At 34.2% G+C, this 11,724-nt stretch carries 12 protein-coding genes; 11 read left to right on the forward strand and 1 reads right to left on the reverse strand.

The window, feature by feature from the left end; genetic code table 11:
* The first annotated feature begins 4 nt into the window (after positions 1-4).
* From hemE to CDH50_RS03185, 11 genes are all read left to right on the forward strand, one after another.
* The gene (gene hemE, locus CDH50_RS03135) at positions 5-1,030 is read left to right on the forward strand and encodes a uroporphyrinogen decarboxylase (protein ID WP_100610411.1); all 1,026 of its coding nucleotides are present in this window, start codon (positions 5-7) and stop codon (positions 1,028-1,030) included.
* 3 nt (positions 1,031-1,033) lie between these two features.
* Positions 1,034-1,573 carry a GNAT family N-acetyltransferase gene (locus CDH50_RS03140; protein WP_100610412.1) on the forward strand — a complete coding sequence of 180 codons (540 nt, stop codon included), beginning with the start codon at positions 1,034-1,036 and terminating at the stop codon, positions 1,571-1,573.
* Positions 1,574-1,578: 5 nt separating this feature from the next.
* A complete protein-coding gene (gene nhaA, locus CDH50_RS03145) occupies positions 1,579-2,880 on the forward strand; it encodes a Na+/H+ antiporter NhaA (RefSeq protein WP_100610413.1) in 1,302 nt (433 codons plus the stop codon).
* Positions 2,880-3,788, forward strand: coding sequence for an oxygen-dependent coproporphyrinogen oxidase (gene hemF, locus CDH50_RS03150; protein WP_100610414.1), 909 nt, complete (start codon positions 2,880-2,882; stop codon positions 3,786-3,788). The genes nhaA and hemF overlap by 1 nt, the downstream gene beginning before the upstream one ends.
* Positions 3,773-4,546: a hypothetical protein gene (locus CDH50_RS03155; protein ID WP_100610415.1), complete on the forward strand. Its 774-nt coding sequence runs from the start codon at positions 3,773-3,775 to the stop codon at positions 4,544-4,546. The genes hemF and CDH50_RS03155 overlap by 16 nt, the downstream gene beginning before the upstream one ends.
* A gap of 5 nt (positions 4,547-4,551) precedes the next feature.
* Positions 4,552-5,541 (forward strand): porphobilinogen synthase, encoded by a 990-nt coding sequence (gene hemB, locus CDH50_RS03160; RefSeq protein ID WP_100610599.1) that lies wholly within the window; start codon positions 4,552-4,554, stop codon positions 5,539-5,541.
* Positions 5,542-5,565: 24 nt separating this feature from the next.
* Complete coding sequence (locus CDH50_RS03165) at positions 5,566-6,684, forward strand: CNNM domain-containing protein (protein WP_100610416.1); 1,119 nt, start codon at positions 5,566-5,568, stop codon at positions 6,682-6,684.
* Entirely contained in the window at positions 6,684-7,157 is a 474-nt protein-coding gene (locus tag CDH50_RS03170; protein WP_100610417.1) for a methylated-DNA--[protein]-cysteine S-methyltransferase, read from the forward strand. The genes CDH50_RS03165 and CDH50_RS03170 overlap by 1 nt, the downstream gene beginning before the upstream one ends.
* Positions 7,158-7,225: 68 nt before the next feature.
* Positions 7,226-8,374 carry a serine hydrolase domain-containing protein gene (locus CDH50_RS03175; RefSeq protein ID WP_100610418.1) on the forward strand — a complete coding sequence of 383 codons (1,149 nt, stop codon included), beginning with the start codon at positions 7,226-7,228 and terminating at the stop codon, positions 8,372-8,374.
* Positions 8,367-9,080: a 3'-5' exonuclease gene (locus CDH50_RS03180; RefSeq protein ID WP_100610419.1), complete on the forward strand. Its 714-nt coding sequence runs from the start codon at positions 8,367-8,369 to the stop codon at positions 9,078-9,080. Before CDH50_RS03175 ends, CDH50_RS03180 begins: the two co-directional genes overlap by 8 nt.
* Complete coding sequence (locus CDH50_RS03185; RefSeq protein ID WP_100610420.1) at positions 9,081-10,760, forward strand: ABC transporter ATP-binding protein; 1,680 nt, start codon at positions 9,081-9,083, stop codon at positions 10,758-10,760.
* 293 nt (positions 10,761-11,053) lie between these two features.
* Here the strand turns inward: CDH50_RS03185 and CDH50_RS03190 are convergent, their stop codons facing one another.
* Positions 11,054-11,707 (reverse strand): CoA transferase subunit B, encoded by a 654-nt coding sequence (locus CDH50_RS03190; protein ID WP_100610421.1) that lies wholly within the window; start codon positions 11,705-11,707, stop codon positions 11,054-11,056.
* Between the last annotated feature and the right edge of the window lie 17 nt (positions 11,708-11,724).

An 11,724-nucleotide genomic window follows, 5' to 3' on the forward strand; every position in this document is an offset into this window, starting at 1 on the left:
ACATATGATTAAGAACGATTTATTTTTAAGAGCATTAAAAGGAGAAACTGTAAACCGTCCACCTGTTTGGATGATGCGCCAAGCTGGTCGTTATTTACCTGAATTTATTGCATTGCGCGATAAGTATGATTTTTTTACACGTTGCCAAACGCCCGAAATTGCTAGTGAAATTACCGTGCAGCCTATTCGTCGTTACGGTATGGATGCCGCTATTTTATTTAGTGATATTTTGGTGATTCCGCAAGCCATGAATATTGAGGTGCAAATGAAACCTAATTTCGGACCTTATTTGCCGAATCCGGTTCGCACTGCAAAAGATGTTGATAATGTGATTGTTCCCGATGTAACCTCAGCCTTAGATTATGTTTATCAAGCCATAAAAGCAACTAAGGAATTGTTGAATGATGAGATTCCTCTTATTGGTTTTGCTGGGTCGCCATGGACCATTTTATGTTATTGTGTGCAAGGCCAAGGCAGTAAAACTTTTGATAAAGCAAAAGAATTCTGTTTTACAAATCCAGTAGCAGCGCATTTGCTACTTCAAAAAATTACGGATACCACCATTGCCTATTTAAAAGAAAAAGTAAAGGCTGGTGTTGACGCCGTTCAGATATTCGATTCTTGGGGAGGCATGTTATCGCCGGTAGATTATCAAGAATTTTCTTGGCAGTATATCAACCAAATTATTGAAGCTCTCAAAGATGATGCCCCTGTAATAGCTTTTGGTAAAGGTTGCTGGTTCGCGCTTGGCGACATGGCAAAAAGTAATGCGTCTGCTTTGGGTATTGATTGGACGTGTTCGGCGAGAAATGCACGCTATTTAACTGGTGGAAACATCACTCTTCAAGGTAATTTTGACCCTGCTCGTTTGTTATCACCGCCTTCTGAAATTAAAAAAATGGTGCATCAAATGATTAATGAGTTTGGTAAAGATAAATATATTGTAAATTTAGGTCATGGCATTTTACCTAACACCCCATTAGACCATGCCAAAGCATTTATTGATGCGGTAAAAGACTATAAAAGCTAAATTTTGATTGCAGAACTCGATAAATATTACATAGATTCCATTCAAGTAAAAGATGCTTGGAAATTATGTGATTTTATTGTTTCTAATGAAGACAAATTAAAACACTATTTCCCTAAGACAGTTGCGCAAAATCAAACACCCACTTTATCCCAAGATTTCTGTGTTGCAAAAGTTAAACAATTTCAAAGCAAAGAAGAATTTCTCTTTCTTATAAAAGAAAAAGAAACGCATTCTTTAATTGGATTGGTATATATTAAAAAACTAGATTGGGTTAAAAAACAAGGAGAATTTGCGTATTGTATCGATTATTCTTTTGCAGGACAAAAAATAATAAGCAATTCCGTTAGGTTACTTTCAGAATATGCTTTTAATCATTTAAATTTAAAGACGCTGCAAATTATAGTATTTGAAGAAAATATTGCAAGTATAAAAGTAGCCTCCAATAATAATTTTGTTTGGAAGAGAACGCTTAAAAATGAATTTACTCCTGAAAATAAACCGTCTTTAGATATGGAGTTATTTGAACTTTACAACGAAAGCTAAAAACTATGATATCCGAAAAAATCTTATCGCCTTTTCAAAAATTTGTCAAGATAGAAAGCTTTAGTGGTATCTTATTAATGGTGGCAACTATTGTTGCTTTAATCTGGGCAAATTCTCCATTTTCTGAAAGTTATCAATCACTTTGGCAATATAAAATAGGTTTTAAAACACAAGATTTTGAGTTATTCAAACCATTAATTTTATGGGTGAACGACGGACTCATGGCTATTTTCTTTTTTTTAATCGGATTGGAAATTAAAAGGGAGTTTTTAATAGGCGAATTAAATTCGATTAAAAAAGTAGCATTTCCATTATTTGGTGCACTAGGCGGCATGTTAATTCCTGTGGGCATTTTTGTGTTTCTAAATCAAAATCCCGAAACATTTAAAGGTTGGGGCATCCCAATGGCTACAGATATTGCTTTTTCATTGGCCGTATTAAAACTTCTTGGTAATAAAGTACCTTTAAGTTTAAAAGTGTTTTTGACGGCTTTTGCCATTGTAGATGATCTTGGAGCTGTTTTGGTTATTGCGTTATTTTATAGCGGCAGTATTAAATTTGGACTATTAATAACTGCAATTATATTATTGGCTATTTTATATATTTTATCTTTTAGGGGATATTACTCAAAATTTTTAATGGTTCTATTGGGAATTATTATTTGGACATTATTTTTAAAAGCTGGTATACATCCTACGCTTGCTGGTGTTTTATTGGCCTTTTCAGTACCCATTAGCCAGAAGATTAAAACACCTGAATTTGTAGATAATTTGGTAACCATTACCAATAATATTAAGATGGCTTCTATTTTGAAAAAACCCATTCTTTCAGTAGAACAAATTAATGAAATTGATAATTTGGAAGATTGGTCAACCAAATACCAATCGCCCCTTCAACATTTAGAACATAATCTTCACGATTGGGTGGCTTATTTCATCATACCTATTTTTGCATTGGCAAATGCTGGTGTTATTATTAATAGAGATATCCATTTAGATACTACTTTAGTTATAAACATTATGGCTTGTTTAATTATTGGTAAAAGCATAGGTATTTCAAGCATTATATACTTGGCAAAAAAAATAAAACTTATAGAAGTTCCTATAGACATTAGCTCAAGACAAATTATAGGTGTTTCCTTTTTGGCTGGTATTGGATTTACCATGTCTATTTTTATTGCTAGTTTGGCTTTTATAGATGACCCTATTTATTTGGATTCAGCTAAAATTGGCATTCTTATAGGTTCATTAATTTCGGCTATTATTGGTTATATTATTTTGAGTGCCAAAACAACTAAATCAATTTAATGAAAGATACTTTCTTCAAATACATTCATTCGCTTCAAGACACCATCACATCCGCATTAGAGAAAGTAGATGGCAAGGCAACCTTTAAAGAAGATATTTGGGAACGTCCTGAAGGCGGCGGCGGACGCACACGGGTAATTGAAAATGGGAACGTATTTGAAAAAGGTGGTGTTAATATTTCGGGCGTCCATGGAAAACTTCCAAAATCGATGCAAGCATATTTTAATGTTGGAAATGTCGATTTTTTTGCCTGCGGATTAAGCTTAGTGATTCATCCCAAAAACCCCATGGTACCAACAGTTCATGCTAATTGGCGCTATTTCGAAATGTATGATGAAAACGGAAATATCGTAGATTCTTGGTTTGGTGGTGGCCAAGATTTAACGCCTTATTATTTGTTTGAAGACGATGCAAGACATTTTCATCAAACATGTAAAACAGCCTGCGACCGACATAATCAATATTTTTACAACGATTATAAAAAACGTTGCGATGAATACTTTTACAACGCGCATCGTGAAGAAGCCAGAGGCATTGGCGGTTTGTTTTTTGATTATTGCAAAGCTACCGAAACCATGAGTTTGAAAAATTGGTATGATTTTGTTACAGATGTTGGTAATAGCTTTGTTGAGGCTTATATACCTATTGTTGAAAAACGAAAAGATTTGCCTTATACAGATGCTCAAAGAACTTGGCAAGAAATTCGTCGTGGGCGTTATGTGGAATTCAATTTGGTACATGATAAAGGCACTTTATTCGGACTAAAGACCAATGGACGTATAGAAAGTATTCTCATGAGTTTACCACCTCATGTACAATGGGTTTACGACCATCATCCTGAAAAAGGAAGTGAGGAAGAAAAGTTGTTGGATATTTTAAAAAATCCTGTAGAATGGATAAAAAAATAATTGGCTTTTCTGGAAAATATACTACTTATAAAGATGGTGACACTGCTTATGATTTAATAATAAATCGTGAAAAAATATATATAGAAGTTTTAAAAGAATTAGAATCAAGAATAGGTAAAAGAACTCCTTATGATTTAGTTAGAAAAGCTGCTATGTTAAGATTTCTTTTAATTGATGGATCGAAATATTATAATATTATCAACAAAGAATATAAAATTAAAATAAATTTTGATTTAAGTGAATCAAAATTTACTGGAGGAAAGTTTTCATTTACTTCTGATTCAACTTTGTCTTATTGTATTTTTAATTATTCCTTTGAAAATCATAAAGGAAAAACTTTAATTGAAAATTTTTTAAAATTGCCAGTTTTAGAAATAAATGATTCTGATTTGAAATATTTCTTAAAAAGCAAACATATTTCAGAAAAGTATTCTATAAAAAGTATAATTGAATTAATTGCTAATGCTCATGGCGGAGTTCATGTTGAAAATTGGAAGGATTTTGACCTGAAAAGGATTTTTTTTAGCGAGACTAGTCCTTTAAATATTAATCCAAATAGCATAATGAATGATATTATTGATAATATATCGATTATATTACTTAAAATTTTAGAACCTTTGACTAATACTGTAAAAAATAGATTAGAAACACTTTCAGGAACAAGTCAAGTTCTAATATTTAAATTAAATCCAACATTTGCTGAAGAAAAACAAAAAAGTAATAATTGGATAAAAAGAATATTCAATTACAAAAATTAATCAATATGTACCCTTTAAGAAGAAACCGACGACTTAGAACCAACGAAGCCATTCGCTCCTTAGTTCGTGAAACCATAATCTCTCCAAACGACTTTTTAGTACCACTTTTTATAGTTGAAGGCAAAGGCATTAAAGAGGAAATCGCCTCTATGCCCAATTACTTCCGATTTAGTTTGGATTTGCTGGAAAAGGAAGTAAAGGAACTTTGGAAACTAGGCTTAAAATCGGTATTATTATTTGTAAAAGTCCCTGATAACTTAAAAGACAATAAAGGCACAGAAGCTTTAAATCCCAACGGATTGATGCAACGCGCCATTAAAACCGTGAAAAATGTGTGTCCAGATATGTTGGTTATGACCGACGTGGCTTTAGACCCCTATTCGTCTTATGGACACGACGGGATTATTGAAAATGGGATTATTGTGAATGACCTAACTGTGGATGTATTGGCTGAAATGAGTATTTCCCATGCCATTGCTGGTGCTGATTTTGTAGCACCTAGCGATATGATGGACGGCAGAATAGCCATCATCCGAGAAGCCTTGGAAGATTCAGGTTTTACAGATACAGGTATTATGAGTTATTCGGCAAAATACGCTTCTGCTTTTTATGGCCCTTTTCGTGACGCTTTGGATTCGGCCCCCGTTGATATGGTTAACATCCCAAAAGATAAAAAAACCTATCAAATGGATTATGCCAATCGGTTTGAAGCCATTCGAGAAACCGAAATGGACATTGAGGAAGGTGCCGATATCGTCATGGTAAAACCAGGTTTGTGTTATTTAGATATTGTTCGTGATATTAAAAATGTTGTTGATGTGCCTGTGGCGGTTTATCAAGTTTCTGGTGAGTATGCCATGTTAAAAGCGGCAGCCGAAAAAGGTTGGATAGACCACGATGCCGTTATGCTAGAACAAATAACGGCCATAAAACGTGCGGGTGCCGATATTGTAGCTAGTTATTTTGCTAAGGATATTGTAAAATTAATTTCATAGCTTTAACTAAAATTTTAAACACTTATGGGACTACTTATAGTCTATGCATTAATCGCTATCGTTTTCTCTTTTTGGTGCTCCATTATTGAAGCTGTATTTCTAAGCTTAACACCTACTTATTTAAATATCAATAAAAAAGAAGGTAAGTCGTTTGCTACAGTTCTAGCAAATTATAAAAAAGATGTGGATAGACCACTCATTGCCATCTTAACTTTTAATACCATAGCGCATACCGTAGGCGCGATTTTAGTGGGGGTACAAGCCAAAACGACATATGCCGAAATTTATGGTAGCGAACAAACACAATTTCTTGGGTTCCCATTTACCGAAGATGTTATGGTTGGGGTAGTTTCCACTATAATGACCATCTTAATTTTAGTGGCTTCAGAAATAATACCTAAAACCATAGGCGCAACCTATTGGAGACAATTAGGAAACTTCACGGCTGTGAGTTTAAATTTATTGATTTTCCCATTAAAATGGACAGGAATACTATGGACACTACAATTAACTACCAAACTTATTGGTGGCAAAGGGCATCATAGTGTTATGAGTCGTGACGGATTTTATGCCATGACGCAAATTGCTGAAGAAGAAGGTCTTTTTGAAGCCTCTGAAAGTACCGTGATTAAAAACTTATTGACCTTTAAAAATATTCAGGCAAAAGATGTTATGACACCGCGTACCGTTATGAAAACAGTAAGTGAAGATATGACCGTTGAAGCATTTTTTAGAGAAAACCAACACATTCGTTTTTCCCGTATCCCCGTATTTCAGGATGAAATCGATAACATAACAGGATTGGTATTAAAAGATGATATTTTCAGGGAAATGGCGAATGATAACAACAATAAAAAATTGGTTGATATCAAAAGAAATATCATCATTGTCAATCGTTCTCTGGCAATTCCAAAATTGCTAGACCAATTAGTAAACAGTAAAAACCATATGGCATTGGTCGTTGATGAATATGGTTCTGTAAATGGTATTGTTACCATGGAAGATGTGATTGAAACGTTACTCGGTTTTGAAATTATGGACGAGAGTGACAACATAGCCGACTTACAACATGTAGCAAGAAAAAGTTGGGAAGCCCGTGCAAAACGACTCGGAATTATAGAAGACAAAGACATTATTAACTAATGGAAGAATGCATCATCAAATCGCCTTTAGGTTATACTAAAATTACAGGTGATATTAATGGTATTTCATCTGTGATAGTTTTAGATTCCGAAGAGACTATCACGGATATTATTCCTGTATTTCTTGAAGATTGTGCCTTTCAGTTACAAGAATACTTTCAAGGGATTCGCAAAAATTTCGACCTTAAATTAAATCCAGAGGGCACCAATTTTCAAAAACAAGTTTGGAAACTACTAGAACAAATTCCTTATGGAAAAACAGTTTCTTATCTAGTTTTATCAAAACAATTGGGAGATGTAAAAGCGATTCGGGCTGTTGCCAATGCCAATGCTAAAAACCCATTATGGATTATTGTTCCTTGCCACCGCGTGATTGGTTCAGATGGTAGTTTAACTGGGTATGCTGGCGGACTTCACCGCAAGGAATGGTTATTAAATCATGAAAATCCTTTTAAGCAACAATCTTTGTTTTAAGGTTCATTTTTTAAAATATCATGAAGTTCAGCATAAATTTGTATATTTATTTCTACTAAATAGACTACATGAATTTCTTAAAAAAAACCCTCAAATGGTTACTTATTAGTATTGTAATTATTGTCGCTTTACTCTATATTTCTGGTTATGGTTACATTATAAGAGGCGCTCGTATCGTATATTTTACTGGGCATACCACTGCTTTTATTGATGACTACCCCTATTTTGAAAACGATACAATAAAGAAAGGAAACAATCCAAATCCGTGGCCAATTCACAAAAATTACAATTCTGTAAAAGAGACAGAAAAATTGTCTAAAGTCAATAAAGATTGGGGAACGGTGGCTTATGTGATTATTAAAAACGATAGTGTTTGGTTCGAGAATTATTATGATGGTTTTAATGAAACGTCGAAAACCAATTCATTTTCCATGGCAAAAAGCATTACCACATCTCTCTTAGGGAAAGCCATTATGGAAGGACACATAAAAAGTTTAGAGCAACCCATTAGCGATTTTTATCCAGAATATAAAAACACAAAAACTACTGTGGGCGATTTGGCTTCTATGGCTTCGGGATTGGATTGGGTAGAAAACTATACAGGGCCATTTTCAGTAACCGCTAGAGCCAATTATGCCGCTGATTTAGAAAAAACCATCTTAAACCAAAAAATTGTAAAAACCCCAGGTAAATCATTTGAATATTTAAGTGGAAACACTCAATTATTGGGCATGATTATTCAAAAAGCCACAGGAAAAACGTTATCAAATTATCTTTCCGAAAGTTTTTGGAAACCTCTAGGCGCTACCGAAAATGCCCTTTGGGAATTGGATGATGATGAAAACCGTTTAGCAAAAGCCTTTTGCTGTATTTCCAGCAATGCCAAGGATTTTGCGCGTTTTGGCAAATTATATAAAGATTATGGCAAATGGAATGGCAAACAATTATTGGACTCAGCGTTTGTTGTAAAATCGGTTACTCCGCGCTTTAAGGAAAGTCCGCAATATGGTTACGGTTGGTGGATGAAAGATGTAGGTGACAAACACTTTTTTATGATGCGAGGACATCTTGGGCAATACGTTATTGTAGAACCAAATGATAATGTCATTATTGTGCGTTTAGGCCATAGAAAATCCCCTGATTCGGGTGTGGGTCAATTTTCCGATGATATTACGGTTTATATAGAAGAAGCCTATAAAATGATGAAGCATGATTAACAAACTCAACCTCGAAAATATCCTGTTTCTGGATATTGAAACCGTTCCGGAAGTGCAACATTTCTCTGAATTAGATGAAACTAAACAACATCTGTGGGACCATAAATCACAATACCAAAGAAAGGAAGATGAAAGCGCAGAAGACTTTTATGAACGTGCTGGTATTTGGGCAGAATTCGGTAAAATAGTTTGTATTTCGGTTGGGTATTTTAAACTTCAAGGTGATTTACGAAAATTTAGAGTCACTTCTTTTTTCGGAGATGAAATAAAGATTTTAAAAGATTTTAAAAACTTGTTAATAACACATTTTAGCGAAACAAAACATATACTTTGTGCGCATAATGGGAAGGAATTTGATTTCCCCTATATTGCCCGTCGCATGATAATCCACAATATAGAATTGCCGCTTAAACTCAATCTTTTTGGTAAAAAACCATGGGAAGTACCTCATTTGGATACTTTGGAATTATGGAAGTTTGGCGATTATAAAAATTACACGTCTTTAAAATTGTTAACACATATTTTAGGCATTCCTTCACCTAAAGATGATATTGACGGCAGCGAAGTTTACAGAGTATTTTACAAAGAAAATGATATTGATAGGATTGTTCTGTATTGTGAAAAAGATACTGTGGCCGTCGCTCAAATATTTTTGCGACTTCGTGGTGATGCTATATTAACCGAAGATGATATTATTCATATTTAAATGGAGACAAAAACCATATTAACTGTTGAAAATCTTTCCATTTCATTTGGTGAAAATGAAGTCATTCATGGTATTTCCTATCATTTAAACCAAAATGAAATTTTAGGTATTGTTGGTGAATCGGGTTCAGGAAAATCGGTTTCCTCCTTGGCTATCTTAGGCTTGCTTCCAAAGAAAATTTCAAAAATAAATTCGGGCAGTATTATTTACAATAATCAAGATTTAACAACTTTATCTTCCAAAGCTTTTCAAAATATTCGAGGTAAAAAAATCGCTATGATTTTTCAAGAACCTATGAGTTCTTTAAATCCGTCCATGACCTGCGGAAAACAGGTTCAGGAAATCTTATTACAACATGAAAGCCTCACAAAGTTACAAGCTAAACAAGAAACTATATCGCTTTTTGAACAGGTAAAATTACCAGAGCCAAATCGGATATATGATGCTTATCCTCATGAAATTTCGGGCGGACAAAAACAACGTGTTATGATAGCCATGGCGATTGCTTGCAAACCAGATATTTTAATTGCAGACGAGCCAACCACCGCGCTCGATGTTACCGTTCAAAAAAACATTATCGAATTACTGAAAGAGCTCCAAGCTAAAACCAAAATGAGTATCATTTTTATTACGCATGATTTAGCGCTTATTTCTGAAATTGCCAATCGGGTTTTAGTTATGTATAAAGGGGAAATTGTTGAACAAGGAGCCGTTTCAGACATTTTCAATAATCCGCAAAATAATTACACAAAGGCTCTAATTAATTCCAGACCATCTTTGGATACGCGATTAAAAGTATTGCCAATTATTCAAGATTACTTAAATAATTCGGTATCTAGAGCCATTATTTCTTCCGAAGAACGTCAACTGAATCATAAAACATTATATAGTAAACCACCCTTACTAGAAGTTATAAATGTTGAAAAAGAATATGTTTCAAAATCGGGATGGTTCACAAAACCAACAACGTTTAAAGCCGTTGATAATGTAAGTTTTAAATTATATGAAGGTGAAACATTAGGTCTTGTGGGTGAATCTGGCTGTGGAAAATCGACCTTAGGTAATGCTATTCTTCAATTGGATAAAGCCACTGCTGGAAAAATTTTGTATAAAGGTATTGATATAACAAAGCTTTCAAAAACTGATACTAGACATCTTAGGAAAGATATTCAAATCATTTTTCAAGACCCTTATTCGTCATTAAATCCAAGAATTCCTGTTGGAGAAGCGATTATGGAGCCTATGAAAGTGCATAAACTTTACAATTCTGATGCTGAAAGAAAGGAAAAAGTGATTGATATTTTAAATCGAGTGGGCTTATCTGAAGATTATTTTAACCGTTATCCCCATGAGTTTTCTGGTGGTCAACGACAACGTATTGGTATTGCCCGAACCATTGCGTTACAACCCAAATTAATTGTTTGCGACGAATCTGTTTCGGCATTGGACATCTCCGTTCAGGCCCAAGTTTTAAATTTGCTGAATGAACTAAAAGCTACTTTTGGATTCACCTATATTTTTATTTCACACGACTTAGCCGTTGTGAAATATATGTCCGATCAATTATTAGTTATGAGCCAAGGACATATTGAGGAATTAGATGATGCCGATATCATTTACAATCATCCCAAAAAAGAATACACCAAAAAACTTATCCATGCTATTCCCAAAGGATTATAGCATGAATATTTTTTTTGTTATGTAAAGTAGGCTTTTAACAAAACGCAAATTCTCTCTTAAAGTTTCTTTGAATTTGCTGTCATCATTTGTAGGTAGTTCAGGTAGATTTGCTGCGTAATTCATAAGTATTAAGTTTAAGGTAGATTTGGGGGAAATCTATGGTTATTACTTTGGCTAATTTGGGGATTGCTAAAATGTAACATTATTTTTAAATTTCAGTTTAAAAACATAAAAAATCGATGAAATGCTTTTTATGTTTGACATTTCATCGGTTTTAACTGTATTTTTGTCTGTTAAACGATGATTTCGGGGATATCGTCCTCAATAATTAATTTGCCTTCAGTAGCGTTTTTTATGTCATCAATAGAAACTCCAGGCGCTCTTTCGAGAAGTTTAAAGCCTTTTTCAGTTACTTCTAATACGGCAAGATTAGTGACTATTTTTTTTATACAACCCACGCCTGTTAATGGCAATGAACATCGCTTAAGTAATTTAGATTCACCTTCCTTATTGGTATGCATCATTGCCACTATGATATTTTCGGCACTTGCAACTAAATCCATAGCCCCTCCCATACCTTTCACCATTTTACCTGGTATTTTCCAGTTGGCTATATCACCATTTTCAGCCACTTCCATAGCGCCCAAAATAGTTAAATCTACATGTTTGCCGCGTATCATGGAAAAGCTTAAAGCTGAGTCAAAAAAACTAGCGCCTGGTAGCGTTGTAATGGTTTGCTTTCCTGCGTTAATAATATCGGCATCCTCTTCACCTTCAAAAGGAAATGGACCCATGCCCAATACACCATTTTCACTCTGAAATTCAACAGCAATGCCTTCTGGAACATAGTTGGCAACCAAGGTAGGAATGCCAATGCCTAAGTTTACATAATAGCCGTCTTTAAGTTCTTTTGCTAACCGCTTAGCGATTCCAATTTTATCTAACATTTCTTTGTTATTTCTGC

The organism is Confluentibacter lentus, assembly GCF_002806995.1.
Classification (GTDB): Bacteria; Bacteroidota; Bacteroidia; order Flavobacteriales; family Flavobacteriaceae; genus Confluentibacter; species Confluentibacter lentus.

Coding starts and splice junctions, on each gene's coding strand:
- hemE (WP_100610411.1), top strand. CDS start 5: ATGATTAAGAACGATTTATTTTTAAGAGCATTAAAAGGAGAAACTGTA.
- nhaA (WP_100610413.1), top strand. CDS start 1,579: ATGATATCCGAAAAAATCTTATCGCCTTTTCAAAAATTTGTCAAGATA.
- hemF (WP_100610414.1), top strand. CDS start 2,880: ATGAAAGATACTTTCTTCAAATACATTCATTCGCTTCAAGACACCATC.
- CDH50_RS03155 (WP_100610415.1), top strand. CDS start 3,773: ATGGATAAAAAAATAATTGGCTTTTCTGGAAAATATACTACTTATAAA.
- hemB (WP_100610599.1), top strand. CDS start 4,552: ATGTACCCTTTAAGAAGAAACCGACGACTTAGAACCAACGAAGCCATT.
- CDH50_RS03165 (WP_100610416.1), top strand. CDS start 5,566: ATGGGACTACTTATAGTCTATGCATTAATCGCTATCGTTTTCTCTTTT.
- CDH50_RS03170 (WP_100610417.1), top strand. CDS start 6,684: ATGGAAGAATGCATCATCAAATCGCCTTTAGGTTATACTAAAATTACA.
- CDH50_RS03175 (WP_100610418.1), top strand. CDS start 7,226: ATGAATTTCTTAAAAAAAACCCTCAAATGGTTACTTATTAGTATTGTA.
- CDH50_RS03180 (WP_100610419.1), top strand. CDS start 8,367: ATGATTAACAAACTCAACCTCGAAAATATCCTGTTTCTGGATATTGAA.
- CDH50_RS03185 (WP_100610420.1), top strand. CDS start 9,081: ATGGAGACAAAAACCATATTAACTGTTGAAAATCTTTCCATTTCATTT.
- CDH50_RS03190 (WP_100610421.1), bottom strand. CDS start 11,707: ATGTTAGATAAAATTGGAATCGCTAAGCGGTTAGCAAAAGAACTTAAA.